General features: G+C 70.0%; 21 protein-coding genes. 13 read left to right on the top strand and 8 right to left on the bottom strand.

Annotated features, from left to right (window positions below; genetic code table 11):
* Positions 1 to 12: 12 nt before the first annotated feature.
* Genes B2363_RS04965 through prcA form a run of 3 tightly spaced genes read left to right on the top strand, consistent with a single transcriptional unit; the run spans position 13 to position 1,719 of the window.
* Positions 13 to 207, top strand: coding sequence for a ubiquitin-like protein Pup (locus B2363_RS04965; protein ID WP_181755706.1), 195 nt, complete (start codon positions 13 to 15; stop codon positions 205 to 207).
* Entirely contained in the window at positions 207 to 1,019 is an 813-nt protein-coding gene (gene prcB, locus B2363_RS04960; RefSeq protein WP_286929026.1) for a proteasome subunit beta, read from the top strand. Before B2363_RS04965 ends, prcB begins: the two co-directional genes overlap by 1 nt.
* A gap of 7 nt (positions 1,020 to 1,026) precedes the next feature.
* On the top strand, positions 1,027 to 1,719 hold the full coding sequence (prcA, locus tag B2363_RS04955) for a proteasome subunit alpha (RefSeq protein WP_181755707.1): 693 nt from the start codon (positions 1,027 to 1,029) through the stop codon (positions 1,717 to 1,719).
* 210 nt (positions 1,720 to 1,929) lie between these two features.
* Here prcA and B2363_RS04950 read toward each other — a convergent pair whose 3' ends face one another.
* Positions 1,930 to 4,782 carry an immune inhibitor A domain-containing protein gene (locus B2363_RS04950; RefSeq protein WP_286928832.1) on the bottom strand — a complete coding sequence of 951 codons (2,853 nt, stop codon included), beginning with the start codon at positions 4,780 to 4,782 and terminating at the stop codon, positions 1,930 to 1,932.
* 169 nt (positions 4,783 to 4,951) lie between these two features.
* Here B2363_RS04950 and pafA point away from each other — a divergent pair, with 169 nt between their 5' ends.
* The 7 genes from pafA (at position 4,952) to B2363_RS04915 (ending at position 13,033) form a co-directional block, all read left to right on the top strand.
* Positions 4,952 to 6,313 (top strand): Pup--protein ligase, encoded by a 1,362-nt coding sequence (gene pafA, locus B2363_RS04945; RefSeq protein ID WP_286928831.1) that lies wholly within the window; start codon positions 4,952 to 4,954, stop codon positions 6,311 to 6,313.
* Positions 6,314 to 6,408: 95 nt separating this feature from the next.
* Entirely contained in the window at positions 6,409 to 7,290 is an 882-nt protein-coding gene (locus tag B2363_RS04940; RefSeq protein WP_286928829.1) for an FKBP-type peptidyl-prolyl cis-trans isomerase, read from the top strand.
* Positions 7,291 to 7,300: 10 nt separating this feature from the next.
* Complete coding sequence (locus B2363_RS04935) at positions 7,301 to 8,257, top strand: helix-turn-helix transcriptional regulator (RefSeq protein WP_286928827.1); 957 nt, start codon at positions 7,301 to 7,303, stop codon at positions 8,255 to 8,257.
* Positions 8,254 to 9,225: a helix-turn-helix transcriptional regulator gene (locus tag B2363_RS04930; protein WP_286928826.1), complete on the top strand. Its 972-nt coding sequence runs from the start codon at positions 8,254 to 8,256 to the stop codon at positions 9,223 to 9,225. The genes B2363_RS04935 and B2363_RS04930 overlap by 4 nt, the downstream gene beginning before the upstream one ends.
* A gap of 1 nt (position 9,226) precedes the next feature.
* On the top strand, positions 9,227 to 9,445 hold the full coding sequence (gene tatA, locus B2363_RS04925) for a twin-arginine translocase TatA/TatE family subunit (protein WP_181755713.1): 219 nt from the start codon (positions 9,227 to 9,229) through the stop codon (positions 9,443 to 9,445).
* 5 nt (positions 9,446 to 9,450) lie between these two features.
* Positions 9,451 to 10,293 (top strand): twin-arginine translocase subunit TatC, encoded by an 843-nt coding sequence (gene tatC / locus B2363_RS04920; protein ID WP_286928824.1) that lies wholly within the window; start codon positions 9,451 to 9,453, stop codon positions 10,291 to 10,293.
* Positions 10,294 to 10,312: 19 nt separating this feature from the next.
* Positions 10,313 to 13,033, top strand: coding sequence for a DEAD/DEAH box helicase (locus B2363_RS04915; protein ID WP_181755714.1), 2,721 nt, complete (start codon positions 10,313 to 10,315; stop codon positions 13,031 to 13,033).
* On the opposite strand, the gene B2363_RS04910 is transcribed toward B2363_RS04915, so the two are convergent.
* Positions 13,023 to 13,922, bottom strand: a complete 900-nt coding sequence (locus tag B2363_RS04910) for a 5'-3' exonuclease (RefSeq protein WP_181755715.1) — start codon at positions 13,920 to 13,922, stop codon at positions 13,023 to 13,025. The two genes, B2363_RS04915 and B2363_RS04910, sit on opposite strands and share 11 nt — an antisense overlap.
* A gap of 88 nt (positions 13,923 to 14,010) precedes the next feature.
* Positions 14,011 to 15,558: a M28 family metallopeptidase gene (locus tag B2363_RS04905; RefSeq protein ID WP_286928822.1), complete on the bottom strand. Its 1,548-nt coding sequence runs from the start codon at positions 15,556 to 15,558 to the stop codon at positions 14,011 to 14,013.
* Between the two features lie 83 nt (positions 15,559 to 15,641).
* On the opposite strand from B2363_RS04905, the gene B2363_RS04900 reads away from it, so the two are divergent.
* From B2363_RS04900 to B2363_RS04890, 3 genes are read left to right on the top strand one after another with little or no spacing between them, the layout of a single operon-like run.
* A complete protein-coding gene (locus B2363_RS04900) occupies positions 15,642 to 16,721 on the top strand; it encodes a M24 family metallopeptidase (protein WP_286928821.1) in 1,080 nt (359 codons plus the stop codon).
* On the top strand, positions 16,718 to 18,175 hold the full coding sequence (gene lnt / locus B2363_RS04895) for an apolipoprotein N-acyltransferase (protein ID WP_286928820.1): 1,458 nt from the start codon (positions 16,718 to 16,720) through the stop codon (positions 18,173 to 18,175). Before B2363_RS04900 ends, lnt begins: the two co-directional genes overlap by 4 nt.
* The gene (locus B2363_RS04890; RefSeq protein ID WP_376785947.1) at positions 18,148 to 18,891 is read left to right on the top strand and encodes a polyprenol monophosphomannose synthase; all 744 of its coding nucleotides are present in this window, start codon (positions 18,148 to 18,150) and stop codon (positions 18,889 to 18,891) included. The genes lnt and B2363_RS04890 overlap by 28 nt, the downstream gene beginning before the upstream one ends.
* Here the strand turns inward: B2363_RS04890 and B2363_RS04885 are convergent.
* The 5 genes from B2363_RS04885 to B2363_RS04865 all read right to left on the bottom strand — a co-directional run bounded on the left by B2363_RS04885 (position 18,881) and on the right by B2363_RS04865 (position 23,775).
* Positions 18,881 to 19,270 (bottom strand): RNA polymerase-binding protein RbpA, encoded by a 390-nt coding sequence (locus B2363_RS04885; RefSeq protein ID WP_181755720.1) that lies wholly within the window; start codon positions 19,268 to 19,270, stop codon positions 18,881 to 18,883. The two genes, B2363_RS04890 and B2363_RS04885, sit on opposite strands and share 11 nt — an antisense overlap.
* Positions 19,271 to 19,354: 84 nt before the next feature.
* The gene (locus tag B2363_RS04880) at positions 19,355 to 20,701 is read right to left on the bottom strand and encodes an MFS transporter (RefSeq protein ID WP_286928818.1); all 1,347 of its coding nucleotides are present in this window, start codon (positions 20,699 to 20,701) and stop codon (positions 19,355 to 19,357) included.
* On the bottom strand, positions 20,698 to 21,459 hold the full coding sequence (locus tag B2363_RS04875) for a glycerophosphodiester phosphodiesterase family protein (RefSeq protein WP_286928817.1): 762 nt from the start codon (positions 21,457 to 21,459) through the stop codon (positions 20,698 to 20,700). Before B2363_RS04875 ends, B2363_RS04880 begins: the two co-directional genes overlap by 4 nt.
* A 53-nt stretch (positions 21,460 to 21,512) precedes the next feature.
* Entirely contained in the window at positions 21,513 to 23,051 is a 1,539-nt protein-coding gene (locus B2363_RS04870; RefSeq protein WP_286928816.1) for a UDP-N-acetylglucosamine 1-carboxyvinyltransferase, read from the bottom strand.
* Positions 23,052 to 23,136: 85 nt separating this feature from the next.
* Complete coding sequence (locus B2363_RS04865) at positions 23,137 to 23,775, bottom strand: MBL fold metallo-hydrolase (protein ID WP_286928815.1); 639 nt, start codon at positions 23,773 to 23,775, stop codon at positions 23,137 to 23,139.
* Positions 23,776 to 23,792: the final 17 nt, after the last annotated feature.

Below are 23,792 nucleotides of genomic sequence, written 5' to 3'. Positions count from 1 at the left end.
TAGGGTGGAGACATGGCCGAGCAACAGCACAAGACGACCCGCAAGAGCGACGTCGACGAGGAGCAGGTCGAGACTCCCGCTGTCGACACCGAGCACAAGGAGAAGCTCGACGACGACGTCGACTCCATCCTCGACGAGATCGACGACGTCCTCGAGGAGAATGCCGAGGAGTTCGTGCGCAGCTTTGTCCAGAAGGGCGGGCAGTGATGCTCGATGGAGGCTTCCGCGCCGTCGGATCCTCCTCGTTCACCGAGTTCCTCGCCACGCAGGCTCCTGACCTGCTCCCGAACGCCGCCGTGGGTTCTGTCTCCGGGCTCGACGTGACGCACGGCACCACGATCGTCGCCGCCACGTTCGACGGGGGAGTCGTCATGGGCGGCGACCGCCGCGCGACGATGGGCAACGTCATCGCCCAGCGCGACATCCAGAAGGTCTTCCCGACCGACGAGTTCAGCTGCGTGGGCATCGCGGGCACCGCCGGCATCGCGGTGGAGATGACGCGCCTGTTCCAGGTCGAGCTCGAGCACTACGAGAAGATCGAGGGCACGACGCTCTCCACCGACGGCAAGGCCAACCGGCTCGCCACGCTCATCCGCGGCAACCTCGGCATGGCCATGCAGGGGCTCGCGGTCGTGCCGCTGTTCGCGGCCTACGACCTCCAGGCGCAGTGCGGCCGCATCTTCGCGTTCGACGTCACCGGCAACAAGAACGAGGAGCGCACCTTCCACTCGGTGGGCTCGGGCTCCACGTTCGCCCGCGGCTCGCTCAAGAAGCTCTACCGCACGGGCATGTCCGAGACCGACGCCGTCACCGCCGTGATCCAGGCGCTCTACGACGCGGCCGACGACGACACCGCCACCGGCGGACCCGACCTCACCCGACGGATCTTCCCGCTGGTCTCGGTCATCACCGCAGACGGCTACCGTGCGTGGGACGAGTCCAAGACCGCTGCCATCGCCGACGTCGTGATCGGCGGGCGCATGCAGTCGCCCGACGGCCCGTCCGCCCCGCTGACCTAGGAGCGCCATGACCACCCCCTTCTACGTCTCGCCCGAGCAGCTGATGAAGGACCGGGCGGACTTCGCCCGCAAGGGCATCGCCCGGGGCCGCAGCGTCGCGGTCGTCCGCTACGCCGACGGCATCGTCTTCGTCGCCGAGAACCCCTCGCGCGCGCTGCACAAGATCAGCGAGATCTACGACCGCATCGGCTTCGCCGCCGTGGGCCGCTACAACGAGTTCGAGAACCTGCGCATCGCCGGCGTGCGACTGGCCGACATGCGCGGCTACTCCTACGACCGCAGCGACGTCACGGGCCGCGGACTGGCCAACGCGTACGCGCAGACGCTGGGCACCATCTTCTCCAGCGGGGGAGAGAAGCCCTACGAGGTGGAGATCTTCGTCGCCGAGGTGGGCGCGACGCCCGCCGGCGACCAGATCTACCGGCTCACCTACGACGGCTCCGTGGCCGACGTGCCCGCCTACGGCGTGATGGGCGGCCAGAGCGACAAGGTCGAGGAGCACCTCGGCGCGCACTACCAGCCCGACCTGCCGCTCGCCGAGGCGCTGCGGCTCGCGCTCACGGCCCTGGGCAACGACACCGAGCCCGCCCGCACGATCGCCCCGGACGACCTCGAGGTCGCGGTCCTCGACCGCACCCGCAGCCAGCCCCGCAAGTTCAAGCGGCTCGGCCAGGCGCAGGTCGCCGAACTCCTCGGCTGACGCTTCCCCGGCTCCAGCCTGATCTCGATACACCCGTCTCGCTCCTCGCCGGGCACTCGATCACCGGGACCGCCGGCGAGGAACGAGCGTGTGTATCGAGACCGTTCGTCGCCTTGCCGGCACGACCCCGGGCACTCGATCACCGGGACTGCCGGTGGTCGAGTGCCCGCGAGGAACGAGCGGGTGTATCGAGACCCGCTCGCCTCTCGGCTACGGCGCCGTGGGCGGTGTGATCCTCAGCAGGGCCTCCATGTTCCCGCGGAACGACTTCTGCACACTGACGCCGGTGCCGTAGCCGACGCCGTCGTCCTCGGGGTTGCCCGAGCCGAGCGGCGTCGCCAGTCCGACGTCCGTGCCGTACAGGTCCGTCCGCGGCGCGCCGTTCTCGTCGACGACCCGCGTGCTGTACGGGGCGTTGCCCACCGACGGCACCACCGTGGAGGCGTCAGCGTCGCGGTAGAACAGGCTGCTGCCCCGCACCTCGATGCCGGGGTACCAGCCCCGGTCGTCGGTGAACGACCGCACCGCGCGCTGCGAGCCGAAGCGGTTGCACGCCTCGTTCGTGAAGTCCGGCTGCGTGGTGCACTCGCGGAACGCGTAGCTGCCGAACAGGTTGAACGCCGCGTTCGACGACTGCGGACGCGAGGGCAGGTTCTTCAGCGTGCTCGTGTCGTTGGCCGCGTTCGCCCCGGTCCGGCGGAGCGGGTCGAAGTGGCTGTCGACGATGAGCAGGCCGCCCTTGGCGCCCGTGCTGGGCAGGTCCGTGAGGTTGTTCAGCACGTGGTTGGCGTCGCCGTACGACGTGTCGCGGTACCAGACGAGGGCACCGGGCGCGTTGTACCGGATCTTCTCGACCTTCCAGGCGCCGTCCTCGCCGAGCTTCTGGTACGTCGTGTCGTAGGCGTACTTCAGGCCCTTGTCGAAGCCGTCGAGGTTGCGCCACTCCACCATGTAGTACTGCGCGTTGGACGTGGTGCCGCTGTCGATGACCCAGCCGGCACCGCGTGCCTCACCGGCCACCCACGAGTCGATCGTGGCGGTCCAGCCGTTGAGGCCGCTCTCGACGTCGTCGGTGAAGGTGGTGGCCCCGCCGCCGGTGACCGAGAAGTCGTCGGCGAACCAGCCGCGCTCGGTGAACGCCGCGTCGGTCGACTGCATCAGCCGGACCTGGATGGTGTCGCCCGCCCAGGCACTGAGGTCGATGTAGTCGTGACGCCAGCCGTCGCTCGTCCCGGTGAGGCCGTACCTGCGGTTGCCGAAGGTGGCCAGGTTCCCGTTGGGATCCGGGTAGTCGTCGGGCGTGGTGACCTCCTCGCCGGCCTCGTCGTAGACCTTCTGCGGGGTCCACGTCGCGCCGCCGTCGGTGGAGACCTCGACGAAGCCGAAGTCCCAGTCCTGCTCGATGACGTAGTTGTTCCACATCCAGAAGCGGGCGTCCGCGGCGTCGGGCACGTCGATCGTGCGCGACAGCGAGTTCATCGCCCAGTTCTGGTCGTTGTTGCCCCACCACATGTTGTCGCCGCTGTGCGGGGTGGCCCGCGTGACGATCTTGTCCGGCAGGTTGATCTTGATGCCGTCCTCGGAGCCCTTGGGCGTCCGGCTGGTCTGACCGACCTTGACCGTCCTGGCGCGGTCGCCGGGGTCGATCTCGAGGGGATCGGCCCAGCCGAGGATCCACTTGTCCCAGATGCCCATGTGGGTGGGCATCGACTGGAAGATCGGGCCCGAGTGCGAGCCGGAGGACATCAGGTCCCAGAAGTCCACGTCGGAGTCGCCGCCACTGGCGGTGTCGTACAGATCGGGCAGACCGAGGTCGTGGCCGTACTCGTGCGCGAACACGCCGACGCCGGAGTCCTCGGGCTGGACGATGTAGTTCGACAGCCGCAGGTTCGTGCCGGGCACCGGGGCGCCGCCGGCGACCGCCGACGAGTGCGCCCAGAGCGCGTACGGACCTTCGGCACCGCCACCGCCGGACTTGTCCTCGCCGGCGTGCACCAGGACCACGTGGTCGATCACGCCGTCGGGCTCGAGCAGGTTGCCGTCGCCGTCGGTGTCGCCCTGGTCCTCGGTGTCGTAGTCGGCCCAGGGGAAGTTCGGCTGCGCCTTCGCGAGCGCCGCCACCGCGTCGATGGGCAGCTGGCCAGCACCGAGCGGGTTGTCGGGGTGGCCCTGCATGTCCTGGACCGCGCCGTAGACCCAGTCGCCGTTCTCGTCCTGGTGGCAGACCGTGGCGCCGTAGTACGCCTCGGAGCGGTCCACGGTGACCCATGGCGTCGCCGCTCCGCCGACGGTGTACGCGCCCTTGGACATCTCCTCGTACATGTTCTTCATCGTGTAGCCGGAGATGTCGATGCCGCGGCGGCCGTCAGGGCCGCGCAGGTCGGTGCGCACCCGCTGGGTGATGCCCTTCTTCGAGTAGAGCATCGCGTTGTAGTGCGCGGGCGAGAAGTCCTTCACCCACATGGAGTTGTTGTCCTCGAGGTCGCTGTTCGCCGGGTTCGGGATCTGGTTGTGGGTGGGCCCGTTCTGCACGTTGCCCGGCACGCAGGTGTCCGAGCCGTAGCCGTCGGGCACGTAGCTGCCGGTGAAGTCGTCGTTCGCCTGCTCGTTGAACTCGACGAGGATCGTGAGGAGCTTCGCCTGCTGCGTGCTCTTGGCCTGCTTGAACCGCCGGTCCCGGACCTCCTTGGGACTGCGGCCCGTGCGCAGCGACTCCGCCTCGACGCGGGCCAGCTGACGCGCTGCCGCCGGGTTGCCCTGGCTGTGCTTGCGGTCGACCTGCTTGGCCTTGATGAGGGCCTTCTGCTGCTTCTGGACCGACTGCTTCGACACGCGCTTGCCCTTGAGCTCCACCGCCCGGTCGGGGGTGGACGAGATCTCGGCACGCGGTGCGACGTAGTTGATGTAGCCCGGGGCGACGGCCGCCGCGCCACCGGACGGCGCCGGTGGGGGAGCGGCCGACACGGAGCTCGAGCTGAACGCCAGCCCGGACGCGGTCAACGCCAACGTGGTCGCGCCGACCAGCCAGAGGCCGGTCCTGCGCGGAGATCGATGAGTGGTCATGGTGCTCCTCAGAGAACCGGGCCGAAGTCCGGTGGTCCGTGCCCCCGTGGACGGACTCCTGACATCGTGCGCCTCTCGTGACCCGTTTGGGAAGAGCCAATGTGGCAGGCACCACACCGCGGCCGCCAGGATCGCGTGCACGTGCGGCGTGCGGGACTAGGCTGTCGGCATGGACCGGCGGATCTTCGGGATCGAGAACGAGTACGGCGTCACCTGCTCGTTCCACGGCCATCGCCGCCTGTCTCCCGACGAGGTCGCGCGCTACCTGTTCCGGCGGGTCGTCTCCTGGGGGCGCAGCAGCAACGTGTTCCTGCGCAACGGCGCCCGGCTCTACCTCGACGTCGGCAGCCACCCCGAGTACGCGACGCCCGAGTGCGACGACATCGTCGACCTCGTCACGCACGACCGGGCGGGGGAGCGCATCCTCGAGGGCCTCATGCTCGACGCGCAGCAGCGCCTCGCCGAGGACGGCGTCGAGGGCGACATCTACCTGTTCAAGAACAACACCGACTCGGCCGGCAACTCCTACGGCTGCCACGAGAACTACCTCGTGAGCCGCGGCGGCGAGTTCAGCCGCCTGGCCGACGTCCTGATCCCGTTCCTCGTCTCGCGCCAGATCATCTGCGGCGCGGGCAAGGTCCAGCAGACGCCGCGCGGCACGGTCTTCAGCGTCAGCCAGCGCGCCGAGCACATCTGGGAGGGCGTCTCCAGCGCCACCACCCGGTCGCGGCCGATCATCAACACCCGCGACGAGCCACACGCCGACGCCGAGCGGTTCCGCCGGCTGCACGTGATCGTGGGCGACTCGAACATGAGCGAGACCACCACGATGCTCAAGGTGGCCACCACCGACCTCGTGCTGCGGATGATCGAGGGCGGCGTCACGATGCGCGACCTCACGCTGGAGAACCCGATCCGGGCGATCCGCGAGATCTCGCACGACATGACCGGACGACGCAAGGTGCAGCTGGCCAACGGCCGCGAGCTCTCGGCCCTGGAGATCCAGGCCGAGTACTTCGCCAAGGCCGCCGACTTCATCGACCGCAACGGCCTGCGCACCCCCACGATCGATCGCACGATGGACCTGTGGGAGCGCACGCTGAAGGCGGTGGAGAGCGAGGACCTCAGCCTCATCGAGCGCGAGATCGACTGGGTCATCAAGTACCGGCTCCTCGACCGCTACCGCACGCAGCGCGGGCTCTCGTGGGCCGATCCGCGCATCGCCCAGCTCGACCTGGCGTACCACGACATCCGCCGCGACCGGGGGCTGTTCTACCTGCTCGAGAGCAAGGGGTCGGTCGCGCGCGTCACGAAGGACCTCGACGTCTTCACCGCCAAGTCGGTCCCGCCGCAGACCACGCGGGCCCGCCTGCGCGGTGACTTCATCGCCAGGGCGCAGGAACGGCGTCGCGACTTCACCGTGGACTGGGTCCACCTGAAGCTCAACGACCAGGCCCAGCGCACCGTGCTGTGCAAGGACCCGTTCCGCTCCGAGGACGACCGCGTCCAGCGCCTCATCGACTCCATGTGACTCTCAGACGTTCCTTGGGATCGGCCGTTAGTGTGGCCACGGCATCGATCCCCAGGAGGAACCTCACCGTGCGTCGTACCGCTCTCGTGACCGCCATGGCCACCGCATCCTTCGTTCTCGCCGGCTGTGGCGGCGGCACCGACCTCGACGGGATCGAGGTCTCCAAGGGCAGCACGCCGAAGGTCACGGTCGAGCAGGACTACACCACCGAGAAGACCGAGTCCCGCGTCGTCTCCGAGGGTGGCGGCGACGAGGTGGCCGACGGCGACACGATCAAGATCAACTACGTCGCGGTCAACGGGCGCACGGGCAAGGAGTTCGACAACTCTTTCGAGAACGAGACCCCGATGACGCTCACCCTGAACGAGAAGACGGCGCTGCCGGGCTTCTACAAGGGGCTCGTGGGCCAGGACATCGGCTCGCGCGTCCTCGTCTCGGTGCCGGCCAAGGACGGCGTGTCCCTCCTGCAGAGCGCCGACTCGCTCGGCCTGGAGAAGGACGACACGATGGTGTTCCTCTTCGACCTGGTCTCCAAGGTGCCCACCGAGGCCAGCGGCAAGGCCATGAAGGCCCCCGCCTCGCTGCCGAAGCTGACGTACGACAAGGACAAGCGCCCGGCGAAGTTCGCCAAGACCAAGAAGACGCCCGCCGAGGTGAAGAAGTCCGACTCGGCCGTCCTGATCATGGGCGGCGGCGAGAAGGTCGCCAAGGGCGCCACGCTCAGCGTGCAGTACGTCGGCCAGCAGTACCCCGACGGCAAGGTCTTCGACCAGTCCTGGGCCACGGGCCCGCGCCAGATCTCGATCGCCGAGGGCTCGGCCATCCCGTGCTGGAGCGACCAGATCCCCGGCCACACGATCGGCAGCCGCGTCGTCGTCACCTGCTCGTCCGACGACGCGTACGGGAAGGACGCGAAGAAGAACGGCCAGCCCGACGGGCCGCTGATCTTCGTCGTGGACCTGCTCGACGCCAGCTAGTCTTTCGCTCATGGCCCAGCGGAAGACCGAACGGTTGATGAACCTCGTCTTCACCCTCTTGGCCACCAGCCAGTACCTGACGAAGGAACAGATCCGTTCCTCCATCGCGGAGTACCGCGAGGACAACGACGTGGCGTTCGAGCGCAAGTTCGAGCGCGACAAGCAGGAGCTGCGCGACCTCGGCCTCGAGATCGAGACGGGCACGTTCGACGCGCTCGGCGGCGTCACCGGCTACCGGCTGCTGCGCGCCGAGGTGGAGCTGCCCCAGATCGACCTCACCGTCGAGGAGGCCGCCGTGATCGGCCTGGCCGGCCAGCTGTGGGACCACGCCGGCATGGCCGCCGAGACCACCACGGCGCTGGCCAAGCTCAAGGCGATCGGCCACGACTTCGACCCGTCGGTCCTGCGGATGACCGAGGCGCGCTTGCGCGCCGAGGAGCCCGCGTTCGATGCCGTCTTCGACGCCACGGGCCGCCGGATGCCGATCGCGTTCGAGTACCGCCGCCCCGGCGGCGAGACCTCGGTGCGCCACCTCGAGCCGTGGAGCATGACCTCGTTCCGTGAGCACTGGTACGTGGGCGGCTTCGACCGCGACCGCCAGCGACCGCGCCTCTTCCGGCTGTCGCGGATCGTCGGGGCCGTGCTGCCCGACGGCGAGCCGGGGGAGTACGAGGTGCCCGACGACGTCGACCTGAAGAAGGTCGCACGCGCCCTCCACCCGCCCGAGCCCGACGCCACCGCCGTCCTGAGGGTCAGCGCCGGCCGGGCCCAGTCGCTGCGCCGTCACGCCGTGCGCGTCGACCGGCTCGACGACGCCACCGACGAGGTCGAGGTCGCCTACGCGGTGGTCGGCGACCTCGCCGACGAGATCGCGTCCTACGGCGCCGACGCGATCGTCGTGTCGCCGCCCGAGCTGCGCGACGCCGTCGTCACGAGACTGCGCACCGTCGCGGAGGTGCACGCGTGAACCCGTCGCTGAAGCAGGTCGTCCGGATGCTGGCGATGGTGCCGTACCTGCAGAGCAACCAGGGCATCCCGCTGGCCGACCTCGCCCGCGAGTTCAAGATCAAGCCCGCCCAGGCCCAGCGCGAGCTCGAGATCATGATGCTCACGGGCTGGGGCGAGTACCACGGCGAGCTGATCGACTTCGACGTCACGGCGCTGCAGGACGAGGGTGTCGTCTACATCCGCGACGCCGAGTTCATGGCGCGCCCGCTGCGGATCTCGCGCAGCGAGGCTGCCGCGCTGATGGTGGCCCTGCGCACGCTGCGCCAGTCCGCCGCGGGCGACCAGGCCGCCCTCATCGACTCGGCGCTGGCGAAGCTCGCTGAGGCCGCCGGGACCGAGGTCGACACCCCGGTGGACGTCCTGCTGCCCGAGGTCGACCCCGCCGTCCAGGCCGCGGTGGCCGAGGCCCTGGCCGGCAAGCGCCAGCTGCACATGGTCTACGCCAACGAGACCCGCGACGAGCAGACCGAGCGGGTGGTCGACCCGCACCGCGCCTTCACGCAGGACGGGCACCGCTACCTCTCCGCGTGGTGCCACAAGGTGGAGGCCGACCGGCTGTTCCGCGTGGACCGCATCGTCGCCGCCGCGGTGCTCGACGCGCCGGTCACCACCGACGCCGACGAGCGCACGCGGCTCGAGGACCTCTTCCCGCAGGGACCCCACACGCCCTCGGTGCTCGTCGAGATCGAGCCCGGCGCCGACTGGCTGCTCGGCCAGTACCGGATGGACGTCGTGGAGCAGCGGCCCGACGGCGCCGTGCGGGCGCGGCTGTTCGGCAGCGATCCGGCATGGCTGCGCCGCGTGGTGATGCGCGCGGGCGGGCGGATGCGGGTCGTGGAGCCGGGGAAGTTCTCCTCCGAGGTACGGGACGCCGCCCGCTCAGCACTGGCCGCGTACGATGGAGTCACTTCCGATCAAGGAGCCTGACATGCCCAATCTCGGTGCCACGGAGATCCTCATCATCCTGGGGATCGTGATTCTGCTGTTCGGCGGTCGCAAGCTTCCCGAACTCGCTCGCGGCTCAGGCCGCGCCCTGCGCATCTTCAAGTCCGAGATCCGCGAGAGCGAGCAGGAGGAGAAGCAGGCCGAGACTCCTCGCACGATCGACCCGGCCGCCACCGAACGCCGCGACGACCCCACGCGCTGACCCGGGTGGCCCTGGGATTCGGTCGGGCCGGACGTGAGTCCGCCCCCGGCGGCGAGATGCCGCTCTTCGACCACCTCGCCGAGCTGCGCTCCCGCCTGGTGAAGGCGTTGGCCGCCATCGTCGTCGGCGTCGGCGTCGCCTGGTACTTCTATCCCGAGATCCTCGACTGGCTGACCGCGCCGTACGAGCAGGTCCGTCCCACCCTCGAGGACGAGGGCATCGACACCGAGCTCGTCATCAGCGGGATCGGTGGCGCGTTCCAGTTCCAGCTCAAGACCAGCGTCATCGCCGGACTCGTGCTCTCCAGCCCCGTGTGGCTGTGGCAGCTGTGGGCCTTCGTCCTGCCGGCGCTGCACCGCCACGAGAAGCGTGCCGCGCTGCTGCTCACCGCCACGTGCCTGCCGCTGTTCCTCGGCGGCGCGTGGATCGGCTACTGGACCTTCCCGAAGGCGATCGAGCTGCTCGTCGGCTTCGCCCCCGAGGGCTGGACCAACCTGCTGAACGGGGCCGACTACCTCAGCTTCGCCACGCGCATGATCCTGCTGTTCGGCATCGGCGCGCAGATCCCCGTGGTGGTCGTGATCCTCAACCGCATCGGTGCCGTGAGCGGTGCGCAGCTGATCCGGGCGCGCCCCTGGATCATCATCGGCATCTTCGTGTTCGCGGCGATCGCCACGCCCACCGTGGATCCCGTGACGTTCCTGTTCCTCGCCATCCCGATGAGCGTCCTGTACTTCATCTCGGAGATCATCGCGCGCGTCACCGACCGTCGGCGCGGTCGTTCGGACGAGCAGGTCGACGACGAAGAGGCGTCGACACTCGACGCTCCCCGAGGCCTCGACGACTGATCCTCCGTAGGCTGGGGACATGTCCACCCCGGCCGAGCAGTACGCCCGATTCCGCAAGGACCAGAAGCACCCGCACGTCGCAGCCTTCCGGGACCTCTACCCGTTCGGGCTCGACGACTTCCAGGTGCGCGCCTGCGAGGCTCTCGAGGACGGCCACGGCGTGCTCGTGGCGGCGCCCACCGGCTCGGGCAAGACGCTCGTCGGCGAGTTCGCCGTCCACCTGTCGCTGGCCACGGGGCGCAAGTGCTTCTACACCACCCCGATCAAGGCCCTCTCGAACCAGAAGTTCAGCGACTTCGCGGATCGGTACGGCGCCGAGAACGTGGGCCTGCTGACCGGCGACAACACGATCAACGGTGAGGCGCCCATCGTCGTCATGACGACCGAGGTGCTGCGCAACATGATCTACGCCGGATCCTCGACGCTGACCAACCTCGGCCACGTCGTCATGGACGAGGTCCACTACCTCGCCGACCGGTTCCGCGGCGCCGTGTGGGAGGAGGTCATCATCGGCCTGCCCCCGTCGGTCTCGATCGTGTCGCTGTCGGCCACCGTCTCCAACGTCGAGGAGTTCGGCGCCTGGCTGCACGAGGTGCGCGGCGAGACGGTGACGATCGTGGAGGAGAAGCGGCCCGTGCCGCTGCACCAGCACGTGCTGGTGGGCCGCAAGATGTTCGACCTGTTCGAGCCGAACTCCACCGAGGTGAACCACACCCTCGAGCAGATGGCCCGCGACGACGCGCAGTGGAACCGTGCGTTCGCCAAGAACCGCTCGCGCCGCCCGCAGAAGGGCGGTCGCCGCCCGCGCAGCCGCCACCGCACGCCCGACCGCATCGACATCGTCCTCAAGCTGGAGTCCGAGGGCCTGCTGCCGGCGATCGTCTTCATCTTCAGCCGTGCCGGCTGCGCCACGGCGGTCGAGCAGTGCCTCGCCGCGCGCCTCATCCTCACGTCGCAGGAGGAGCGCGAGGCGATCCACGAGCACGTCGACGCGGCCTGCGCGCACCTGCCCGAGGACGACCTCGCCGTGCTGGGCTTCCACGAGTTCCGCGAGGGCATCGGCCGGGGCATCGCCGCGCACCACGCCGGCATGCTGCCGACCTTCAAGGAGTGCGTGGAGGACCTGTTCAGCGCCGGCCTCGTGAAGGTCGTGTTCGCCACCGAGACGCTCGCGCTGGGCATCAACATGCCCGCACGCTCCGTGGTGATCGACCGGCTCACGAAGTGGAACGGCGAGAACCACGTCGACGTCACGCCGGGGGAGTACACCCAGCTCACCGGACGGGCCGGACGCCGCGGCATCGACGTCGAGGGCCACGGCGTGGTGCTGTGGCAGCCCGGCCTGGACGCGCGCCACGTGGCCGGCCTCGCCTCGACGCGCACGTATCCGCTCAACTCCTCGTTCCGCCCGTCGTACAACATGGCGGTCAACCTCGTGCACCAGGTGGGACGCGGCAGGGCCCGCGAGCTGCTCGAGATGTCGTTCGCCCAGTTCCAGGCCGACCGCGCCGTCGTCGGTCTCGCCCGCAAGGTGCGCAAGGCCGACGAGGCGATCGAGGGCTACCGCGAGTCCGTCAGCTGCGAGCGCGGCGACTTCATGGAGTACATGGGCATCCGTCGCCGCATCGGCGAGCTGGAGTCCGCCGGGTCGAAGTCGCGCCGCGCCGCCAAGCGCGAGGAGGCGATGGAGTCCCTCACGCGGCTCAAGCGGGGCGACGTCATCAACGTCCCGGCCGGCAAGTTCTCCGGGCTGGCCGTGGTGCTCGATCCCGACACCGGCAACCGCGAGGGCCCGCGCCCGATGGTGCTGACCGCCAACCGCCACGCGCGCCGACTGGCGGTCGTGGACTTCCCCACTCCGGTCGACCCGCTCATGCAGATGCGGATCCCGAAGTCGTTCAACCCGCGCGACGCCCAGTCGCGGCGCGACCTCGCGTCGTCCCTGCGCAACCGCGCGGGGCACCTGGCCGAGTACCCCGTGGCGTACCGCGAGGGACCGACCGCGGAGGACCCGCGGATCGCCGAGCTGCGGCGCGAGCTGCGCGACCACCCCTGTCACGCGTGCCCCGACCGCGAGGCACACGCCCGCTGGGCGGAGCGCGCGCTCAAGCTCGATCGCGAGACCGACAGCATGCGCCGCCGCGTGGAGCAGCGGACGAACAGCGTCGCGCGCCAGTTCGACCGCGTGTGCGAGGTGCTGGACTCGCTCGGCTACCTGAACGGCGACGATGTCACGCCCGAGGGCCGGCGCCTGCAGCGCATCTACGGCGAGTCCGACCTCGTGGTCAGCGAGTCGCTGCGCCACGACGTGTGGGGCGCCCTGTCGCCCGCCGAGTTCGCCGCGGTCGCGAGCGGGCTCACGTACGCGGCGCGCAACTCCGACGAGGCACCGCCGCCGCGCTTCCCGACGAAGGCCGTGGCCCAGGCCGCCGAGTCGATGGGGCTGCTGTGGCTCCAGCTCGACCAGCTCGAGCGCGAGCACCGGCTGTCGTTCCTGCGCCGGCCCGACTTCGGGTTCGCGTACGCGGTCTGGATGTGGTGCGAGGGCACCAGCCTCGATCTCGTGCTGGGCTCGGCCGAGATGGCCGCGGGCGACTTCGTGCGCGCGATGAAGCAGCTCATCGACACCGTGGCCCAGATCGCCGACGCGGCCGGCCCGGGACCGCTGCGCGACACCGCGCGGTCGGCGCTCGACGAGCTCCGTACCGGCGTGGTGGCCTACTCGAGCGTCACGTCCTGACGGACGCGAGCAACCGGTCGACGGGGCCGGCCACGTTCCACTGCTCGCCGAAGGCACGCAGGGCGGCCTCGTCGATCACGCCGGTCACGGGATCGTCCAGGTCGAGGTCGGGGCGCACCGTGACCACCCGGACCGCCGCGTCGATGTAGTCCGAGCTGTCCAGGAGCGACTGGCGGATCCGTGGGCGCAGGGAGGACGACGGATCCGCGGCGGCGGCCCGGATGCCGTCGAGGTCCGCGTACTCGTTCAGCAGCGCCGCGGCGGTCTTGTCGCCGATGCCCTTGACGCCGGGCAGCCCGTCGGAGGCGTCACCGCGCATCACCGCGAAGTCGACGTACTGCTGGGGCTCGACGCCGTACTTCTCGCGGACCCACGCGGCGTTCACGACGTCGTGCTTGCCGACACCTCGCGCCGTGTAGAGGACGCGGACGTCGCGGGCGTCGTCGACGAGCTGGAACAGGTCGCGGTCGCCGGTGACCACGTCGATCCCGGTCTCCCAGCGGTTCACGAGGGTGCCGATCACGTCGTCGGCCTCGGCCTCTGGCGCACCGACCACCGTGGCGCCGGCCAGCGTGAGCGCCTCGGCGATGAGCGGGACCTGGTGCGCCAACAGGTCGGGCGTCTCCTCGATGCCAGCCTCCGGGTCGGCGACGCGGTGGGTCTTGTACGTGTCGAGCAGCTCGACGCGCCACGCCGGCCGCCAGTCGTCGTCCCACGCGGCCACGACGGCCTCCGGCTCGTACCGGTCCTGCAGCGTGGCGAGAAAGTCGAGCATCCCGCGCACGGCGTTCACGGGCCGCCCGTCGGCGGCCCTGATCGAATCGGGCACGCCGTAGAAGGCGCGGAAGTAGAGGCTGGCCGTGTCGAGGAGGAGCAGTCGCGAGGACATGGCGTCATGATGGCACGCCCGACGGACACCGCTGCGAACGTGCGTCGTCCCCGCCACCGGGACCGGTGACGGGGACGACACGTGGTGATCAGCGCTGAGCGAGGGTGCCGGGCACCTTTCCGCGGACCTTGGCCTGACCCTGCTTGGCCGCCTTGCGGCTGCCGTCGGGGTAGAGACCGGCCTTGGAGAGTCCGAGCGTCGCCACCGCGAAGGCCGCGGCGTCGCCCATCTCGTTCAACGCGTTGACGTTGACGTTCGTCATGTCGTCACACGCCTGGTGGTAGCACTTGTCGTACGCCACGCCGGCGGTGCCGCCGTAGAGCGCGACCTGCTCGGGCGTCTTGACCCCTTCAGCACCGGTGAACAGGCCACCGGCCGGGATGCCGACCGCGATGAACGGGCCGTAGTCCGACCGTCCGTCGAAGGCCGTGGGCTCGCTGGCCAGACCCTTGCTGTCGAAGTAGTCCGTGAAGACCTTCTCGATCTCACCGGACCCGGCCGGGCCGGGATCCGAGTCGGACCCATCGCCGTCGTACACGAACCGCGCGTAGTTCGGCGAGCCGATCATGTCGAAGTTCAGGTTGGCGTAGATCCGCGACAGCTCGTCCTCGGGGAGGTTGGCGACGTAGTGCTCCGCGCCGAGCAGGCTCAGTTCTTCCGCACCCCAGAAGGCGAAGCGAACAGGACGCTGGAGTCCCTTGTAGACGCCGGTGCTGCTCAGCTGCTTGGCGATCTCGAGGGTCGTGGCTGAGCCGGAGCCGTTGTCGTTGATGCCCGGCCCCTCGGCCACGCTGTCGATGTGTGCACCGACGACGACGACCTGGTCCGGGTTCTTGATCTTCTTCAGCACCGACTGCGGCACGTCCGCGATCACGTTGTAGGTGCTCCGCTCGAGGTCGGACTCGACGTCGGTGGTCAGCGTGCCCGTGGGGGTGCCGGCCGCGACGAACTCCGCGCCCTGCTCGAAGCTGAGGCCCGACACGGGGACGGTCTTCGGCGTGCCGAGGGTGCCGGCGACCACGTCGGTCCGGCCCGGCTGGCCCTCGTTGAAGACGAGCACCGCGTCGTAGCCCGCGGCCACGGCGTTGTCGACCTTCACGGCGAAGTCGCACGTGCCGCGCTGGACGAGCGCGATCGCGTCCTCGGCCGGAGCCGGATCGAAGTCGGCCGCCTCACAGCCCGAGTTGCTGCTCCCCGCCTCGGGGCCCGGTGGGATCTGGACGTCGTTGGTCGGGATGATCGGTCCGGTCACGCTGCCGCTCGAGGAGTACGTGAACACGGAGGTCTCGATCGACTCCCCGCCCACGGTGAGCGTCGCGGGAGTGAGCTCCTGGAAGAACGGGAACGTGAACTCCTGGACCGTGACGTCGTAGCCGGCCTTCTTCAGCTCGCGCGCCACGTAGGCGGCCGAGGCGTCGTAGCCGGGGAGGCCGGACGCCCGGTTCCCGCCGTTCGCGTTCGCGATGGCCTGGAACTGGCGGAGGTGCTTCAGAATGCCGTTGACGGTGACCGCCTTGGTCAGCTTGGTGGCCTGACCTTGGGGTGCCGTCGGGCCGGACTTGGCCACCGCGGGTGACGCGGTGACGAGTCCTGCCGTGAGGATGGCCGCGGATGCGGCGATGACTGCCTTCTTCATGGATCCCCCGATCCTTAAGGGTGTGGAGCAGATAGGCCCTACGTTCACACAGGATCGTCGGGAGCGCTAGGTAACCTCGTGCTGTGACTGAACGCCTCGACCGCGCCCGCCTGCTCGCCGGACACCAGGGCATCGACGCCCTCCTCGTGACCCCGGGGGCCGACCTGCGTTACCTGACCGGCTATGCCGCCAAGCCCCTGGAACGTCTGACCTGCCTCGTGGTGACCCAGCTGGGCTCCCACCTCGTGGTGCCCGGCCTCGAGCGCGCGGCCGCCGAGGCCGCGGGCGTGAGCATGCCGATCGTCACCTGGTCCGAGACCGACGACCCGTACGCGCTCGTGGCCGAGCTGCTCGGGTCGCCCGACGTGGTGGCGGTCGACGACCAGATGTGGGCCTCGCGCGTGTTCGCCCTCCAGGAGGCGCTGCCCGAGTCCGGGTTCGTGCTCGGCGGCGAGCTGGTGTCCGCGCTGCGCACCGTCAAGGAGCCCGCGGAGGTCGACGCGCTGCGCGAGGCCGGTGCCGCGATCGACCGCGTCCATTCCCGCATGGGGGAGTGGCTGCGTCCCGGCCGCACCGAGCGCGAGGTCGGGGCCGACATCGCGCGCGCCATCGTCGAGGAGGGCCACGAGCAGGTCGACTTCGTGATCGTCGGCTCGGGCCCGAACGGCGCGTCGCCCCACCACGAGGTCTCCGACCGGGTCATCGGGGCGGGCGAGCCGGTGGTGGTCGACATCGGTGGCACCACCGCCGCCGGCTACTGCTCGGACTCCACCCGCAACTACGTCGCCGGCGGCGAGCCCGACCCGGGCTACATCGCGATGCTCGCGGTGCTCCAGCGCGCCCAGCAGGTCCAGCGCGAGTACGCGCGTCCGGGCGTCACCGCCGAGTCCGTCGACGCCGTCGGTCGCCAGGTCATCGCGGACGCGGGCTACGGCCACCTGTTCATCCACCGCACCGGCCACGGCATCGGCCAGGAGACCCACGAGGAGCCCTACATCGTCGAGGGGAACACCCTCGAGCTCGAGCCCGGGATGGCGTTCTCGATCGAGCCGGGGATCTACGTCGAGGGCCAGTGGGGTGCCCGCATCGAGGACATCGTGGTCTGCACCGAGGACGGCATCGAGGTCCTCAACGACACTTCGCGCGATCTCGTCCGGCTGTGAGACGGCTCCTCGCGGCCGCCTTCCTCGGCGTCGCGTCGGCGGCGGCCTTCGAGCCGCTCGCGCTCCCGGGCCTGATGGTGGTCACCGTCGCCGGGTACCTGTACCTCGTGCGCACGCTGCGCGACGACTCGGTGGGCCGGGTGCTGGCGGTCGGGTTCGTGTTCGGCCTGGCGTTCATGGGGCCGCTGATCTGGTGGATGAACGCCGTGGACCCGTGGGCCTGGGTGACCCTCGTGGCGATCGAGGCGCTCTTCCTGGCCCTGATCACGTGGGTCTTGCGTGTGGCCGTCTGGGCGCCGTACTGGCCCGTCTGGGCGGCGGCGGTGTGGACCGCGGGCGAGCAGGTCCGCGGCGCGTTCCCGCTGAGCGGGTTCCCGTGGGGGCGCCTCGCGCACACCGCCATCGACACGCCGCTCGAGGGCTGGGTGCGGCTCGTCGCCCTGCCCGCCACGTCGTGGCTGATGGCCCTGCTGGCCGGACTGCTCGTGGTCGCTGTCACCGAGCGACGCGCCCTCGTGCTGGTGGCCGCGATCGCGATCCCGGCCATCGGCGCGGTGCTGCCCATCGGCATCGCCGACGGGGGAGAGACCAAGACCTTGGCGGTCGTCCAGGGCAACACCCCGGGGCCCTTCCTGCAGTGGCCCCGCGCGGCGATCTTCCGCCTCCAGGTGGCCGAGACCGAGCGGATCGACCAGCCGGTTGACGTGGTCATCTGGCCGGAGAACGGGTCCGACCTCGACGTCCGCTCCAACGAGTACGCCCGCGAGGAGGTCATCGCGCTGTCGCGGCGGCTCGGCGCGCCGATCCTGGTGGGCGCGATCCTCGACGGGCCCACCGACGACACCGCCTACAACGCGTCCGTCCTGGTCGACGAGAACGGCCCGAGAGACGACCTGTACCTGAAGCAGTACCCGGTGCCGTACGGCGAGTACGTGCCGTTCCGCGCCCAGCTGGGCTCGCTCGTGCCGCGGTTCGACCGCGACATCCCGCGCGACATCGTGGCCGGCGACGAGGCGGGCGCGATGACGCTCGACGGCCTCACGATCGGGCTGACGATCTGCTGGGACATCGCCTACGACGGCGCGGTGCACGGCGCCGTCGACCTCGGCGCCGAGGTGCTGGCCGTGCAGACCAGCAACGCCAGCTTCATGGACTTCGGGCGCGGCGTGCAGCCGCAGCAGCAGTGGGCGATCTCCCGCCTGCGCGCGATCGAGACGGGACGCTGGGTGACCGTCGCGTCCACCAACGGCATCTCGGGGATCGTCGATCCTCACGGCCGCGTGGAGGGCAGGGCGCCGGTCAAGGAGCCCGCCACCGTGGTCGCCGAGGTGCAGGCCGCGCACGGCACGACGCCCGCCACGCGCTGGGGATCTGGATGGACCATGGTGATCTACGTCATGTCCGTGGCAGGATGGGCCCTCGGTAAATGGAAGTTACGAACGGAGCGGCCGTGAAGACGCTGGTCATCATCCCGACCTACAACGAGGCGGACAACGTCGGCTGGATCACCGACCGGGTCCTGGAGCAGCAGCCCGAGGTCGAGATCCTGGTCGCCGACGACAACTCGCCCGACGGCACCGGCGAGATCGCCGACAAGCTGGCCGAGGCCGACCCCCGGGTGCACGTCCTGCACCGGCAGGGCAAGGAGGGCCTCGGCGCCGCCTACCGTGCCGGGTTCGCGTGGGGCCTCGAGCGTGACTACGACGTGCTCGTGGAGATGGACGCCGACGGTTCCCACCGTCCCGAGGACCTCGGCAAGCTGCTCGACTCGGCGCGCGCCGGTGCGCCGCTCACGCTCGGCTCGCGCTGGGTGCCCGGCGGCTCGGTCGTGAACTGGCCCAAGCGTCGCGAGGCGCTCTCGCGCGGGGCCTCGCTCTACGCCCGGCTGATGCTCGATCTCGGCGTCAAGGACGCCACGGCCGGCTTCCGCGCGTTCCGCCGCGAGACGCTCGAGGCGATCGACCTCGATGCCGTGGAGTCGCAGGGCTACTGCTTCCAGATCGACATGACGCGCCAGACCCGCAGGGCCGGCCTCGCGGTCGCCGAGGTGCCCATCACCTTCGTCGAGCGGGTGCACGGTCAGTCGAAGATGAGCCTCGACATCGTGAAAGAGGCCCTCACACGGGTTACCGTGTGGGGCCTCCAGCGGATGAATCCGTTCAGGCGCTGACGGACTTCTTCCGCGACTTGCTCTTGCGGTGCAGGTGCGGCGGGCCGATCTCGCCACCGCGCAGCATCTCCAGCCGCTCGGTGAGGATCTCCTCCAGCTCTTCCTCCGAACGCCGCTCGAGGAGCATGTCCCAGTGCGTGCGCACGGGCTTCTCCTCCTTGCGGTCCGGCTCGGCGCCGCCGACGCGACGTCCCATCTGGCCGGTCTTCGGGTCTTCCCACTCGGCCGGGACCTCGGCCTCTTCCGACATCGTCACCGTGAACGTGTGGCCGTCGGCGCACACGTATTCGATCTGCTGCCGCGGTGCCATCTCGACTCCGCGCTCGTCCTCGAAGCTCTGGGCTCCCAGCCGCGCTCCGCGCAGGGCTCGTTCTGCCATGGTCGGTCCCCCTTCAGGTGGTGTCCGTCCATTCCAACGTACGCCAGATCCGTGAGATTCCCCTGAGAGCGACGTTTCGCCCCGTCAGCGCGTGAGGCTCCTCGCACGGTCCTCGATGTTTGCGGGCACCCGCAGCAGCAGGACGAGCCCCAGGGCCAGGATGATCATGATGCCGAAGATGCCCCAGCGATCCGTCGTGGTGCCCAGCAGGAGGTTGCCGGCCCAGATCGTCAGGGCGAACGCCAGCGGGGCCATGAAGGAGACGGCGCGGCCGGTCATCGCGTAGAGCCCGAAGTTCTGACCCTCGCGGCCCGGCACGGTGATGCGGGTCAGGTAGGTGCGCGAGGCCGACTGGGCCGGGCCGACGAACAGGCACAGGCCGAGACCGAAGATCCAGAACATCCGGGGACCCTCGACGAACAGCAGGATGACGCCGCACACGAGCATCGAGGCGAGCGAGAACACGATCACCGCGCGCGGCCCGATCCGGTCGTCGTACCGGCCCGCGAGCAGGGCGCCGGCGGCGGAGATGACGTTGGCGGCGACGCCGAACAGGATCACGTCGTCCTTCGTGATGCCGTACACGGACACCGCGAGCACGGCGCCGTACGCGAACACCCCCGCCAGGCCGTCGCGGAAGAAGGCGCTGGCGATGAGGAACTTCAGGGTGTCGCGGTCGTCGCGCCACATGGTGGTCACGTCGTTCCAGATTCCGCGGTAGGAGTCGAGGATGCCGACCTTGGGGGAGTCCTCGTTCGCGGTGGCGGGCAGCTCGGGGACCTTCAGGAACAGCGGGATGGCGAAGACCAGGAACCAGACGGCAGCGACGAGGGCGATGACGCGGATGTTCAGCCCGTTCTCCGACGAGACGCCGAAGATGCCGCGGGTGTCGCCGTCGCCGGTGACGAAGCCGAAGTAGCAGATCAGCAGCAGGACGATGCCGCCGAAGTACCCCATGGCCCAGCCGAAGCCGGAGACCCGCCCGACGTCGTCCGGCGTGGAGACCTGGCGCATCATCGCGAAGTACGGGACCTGGGTGAGCTCGAAGATCACGGAGCCCGCGGCCATGAGCGTGAGGCCGAGCCACAGGAAGTGCCAGTCGTTCTCGACGAAGAACAGCGACGCAGTGATGACGACGACCGCGAGGGTGAGCCAGAAGAGGCTCTTCTTGCGCGCGCCGCCGGCGTCGGTCCGGCGGCCGAGCGCCGGCGCGATCACGGCGATCAGCACGGCCCCGGCCGCGCTCGAGAGTCCGAGCCAGGTGGCCGCCCGGAAGGGACCGGGGACGTCGTCGCCGACGCCGTCGACCAGGTAGACCGAGAAGATGAAGGTGACGATCACGGCGTTGAACGCCGCGGAGCCCCAGTCCCAGAGCCCCCAAGCGACGACACGTCCCCGATCACGCCGGGTGGCCACGATCTCGTCGCTCATGCGGGCTCCTTCCACTGGCCGCGCTCCTGGAGCACCTGCCTGAGCAGGTCGGTGCGGTCGGCCATGATCCCGTCGACGCCGAGGTCGGCGAGGCGGTGCATCTCGGAGGGCTCGTCGACCGTCCACACGTGCACGAACTTGCCGGCGCGGTGGGCCCGGCTCAGGAAGCGCGGTGTCATCACGCGGGCGCGACCGTGGCGGACCGGCACCTGGAAGATCAGCGGTGCCGCCGGGACCCGCCCGGTGAGCACCATTCGGGCGACCTCGCGCGAGGACGCCGACGTGACGACGTGGGGGAGCCGCGCCCGCATGCGCACGAGGCGGGCGTGGGAGAACGACGCGAGGCAGATGCGGTCGAGGATGCCCAGCCGGTCGACGAGGTCGGTGGTGGCGTCCACGGCGTCGTCGGCCTTGACGTCGATGTTCCAGCGGGCCTCGGGGAGCGCCTCGACGAGGGTCTGCAGCCGCACGATCGGCTCACGGTCGCCGAGCAGGGCCTCGTCGATCTCGGCCGACGTCAGGTCGGCGAGCGCGGTGTCCCGGCCGAGCAGCCGGTCGAGCTTCGCGTCGTGGCACGCGTACACGACACCGTCGCGGCTGCAGCGCACGTCGGTCTCCATGTAGCGGTAGCCGAGGTCGTAGGCATGGGTGAACGCGGCGAGCGAGTTCTCGATCCCGAGGTTCTCCTCGACGGTGGCGCCCCCGCGGTGCGCGAAGGCGATCGGCGGGGCCGGCTCGAGGTACGGCGGTGTCCTCACGCGACCAACCTAGGGCACCTGTGAGGGCGGAGGAGGCAGGTGCGCGGAACCCGTCAGATGTCGCGGAAGGTCTCGATCTCGGCGCCGAGGGCGTTGAGTCGCATCGCCAGGTCCTCGTAGCCGCGGTTGATGACGTAGACGCTCCGCAGCACCGACGTGCCCTTGGCGGCGAGCATCGCGATGAGGATGACCACCGCGGGTCGCAGGGCGGGCGGGCACACCAGCTCGGCACCGCTCCAGTGCGTGGGACCGTCGATCAGCACGCGGTGCGGGTCGAGCAGCTTGACCTTGCCGCCGAGCTTGTTCAGCTCGGTCAGGTAGATCGCGCGGTTCTCGTAGACCCAGTCGTGCAGCATCGTCTGGCCCTCGGCGGTCGCCGCGATGACGGCGAAGAAGGGCAGGTTGTCGATGTTGAGGCCGGGGAACGGCATCGGGTGGATCTTGTCGATCGGGGCCCGCAACGTGGACGGGTAGGTGGTGATGTCGACGAGCCGCGTCTGGCCGTTCTCGGCGAGGTACTCGGCGGAGCGGTCGTAGGCGAAGCCCATCTCCTCGAGCAGGGCGAGCTCGATCTCCATGAACTCGATCGGCACGCGCCGCACGGTGATCTCGGAGCCGGTGACGATCGCGGCGGTGATCAGGCTCATCGCCTCGATCGGGTCCTCGCTGGGCGCGTACTCGACGTCGCCGCGGATGTCGCGCTTGCCGGTGACGCGCAGCGTCGTGGTGCCGATGCCCTCGATCTGGACGCCGAGCCGCTCCAGGAAGAAGCACAGGTCCTGGACCATGTAGTTCGGGCTGGCGTTGCGGATCACGGTGGTGCCCTCGTAGCGCGCCGCAGCCAGCAGGGCGTTCTCGGTGACGGTGTCACCGCGCTCGGTGAGCACGATCGGGCGCTCGGGGGAGACGCCGCGTGCGGCGGAGGCGTGGTAGCTGCCCTCGGTGGCCAGGACCTTGAGGCCGAACGGCCGCAGGGCGGTCATGTGCGGCTCGACGGTGCGGGTACCGAGGTCGCAGCCGCCCGCATAGGGGAGCTCGAACTCGTCGACCCGGTGCATCAGCGGACCGAGGAACATGATGATGCTGCGGGTGCGACGGGCCGCGTCGGCGTCCATCCGGGCGAGGTCGAGGCGCTCGGGGACGACGAGCTGGAGGTCGTTCTGCTCGTTGAGCCAGGTGGTGCGGACGCCGATCGACTCCAGCACCTCGAGCAGGCGGTTGACCTCCTCGATGCGGGCGACCTTGCGCAGCACGGTGGTGCCGGTGTTCAGCAGGGCCGCGCAGAGCAGCGCGACGCCGGCGTTCTTGCTCGACTTGACGTCGATGCTCCCCGAGAGGGTGGTGCCCCCCTTGACGCGCAGGTGGCTCGGGCCGGCGACCGGCGCGACGCTCACGAGCTCGGAGTCGAGGGCCGACCCGATGCGGGCCAAGGTGTCCAGCGTGAGGTTCTGCTGGCCCTTCTCGATGCGGTTGATGGCACTCTGGCTGGTCTTCAGCTCGGTGGCCAGCTGTGCCTGGGTGAGGCCGGAGTGCTGGCGCGCGTCGCGGATCAGGGTGCCGATCCGGGCGAGGTAGGAGTCGCTCTGGGTCATATGCTCCAGCGTATATCAGTTGTGAGATAAAGCCAGTCTGGCCAAGGTGAGTGTCGACACGGTGTGGGTGTCGACACCGCGCCGATCAGCGCGTCAGGGCGCCGTCCTGGGGGAGCCGCTGGAGGTCGGCGACGCCGCCGTGGCCCTCGACGTGGGTCCAGTAGATCCCGTACGCGACCTCGGAGATCGTGCAGTCGTGGATCGGGAAGGCGGTGCGGGGCGCCACCGCGCGCAGGAACTCCACGGTCTCACTGACCTTCGCCCACGGCGCCGACAGCGGGAGCGCGAGGATGTCGACGCCGCTCGGCCGGTACTCGTACGTGTCGCCCGGATGGAACAGCGTCGGCTCGCCCTCGGCCGTGACGAGGACGCCGACGTTCCCGACCCGGGGGAGCGCGGGCAGGATCTCGGCGTGACGCGAGCCCACTCCGGTGAGGGTGAGCCCGCCGACCTCGAAGGACGCGTCGGCGCCCGTGGGCTCGAAGCCGTCCAGCTCGGCGGCCGTCTCCGGCTCCGCCAGCAGCCTCGCCCGCGGGTTCGCCGCGACGAGATCGCCGATCCGGTCGCGGTCGACGTGGTCGGCGTGCTGGTGCGTGACGACGACGGCATCGAGGTCCGTCAGCGCGAAGGTGGCCGGGACGCTGAAGGCGCCCGGGTCGATGAGGATGCGGGTCCCGGCGGCCTCGACGAGGACGGCGGCGTGCCCGAAACGGGTGACGTCCATGTTCGTCATCGTGCCAC

The sequence above is a fragment of the Aeromicrobium sp. UBA7512 genome (assembly GCF_002476985.1).
GTDB classification, from domain to species: domain Bacteria; phylum Actinomycetota; class Actinomycetes; order Propionibacteriales; family Nocardioidaceae; genus Aeromicrobium; species Aeromicrobium phoceense.
Note: the sequence above shows the minus strand (reverse complement) of the source record. Positions and strands in the feature narration are given on the sequence as shown.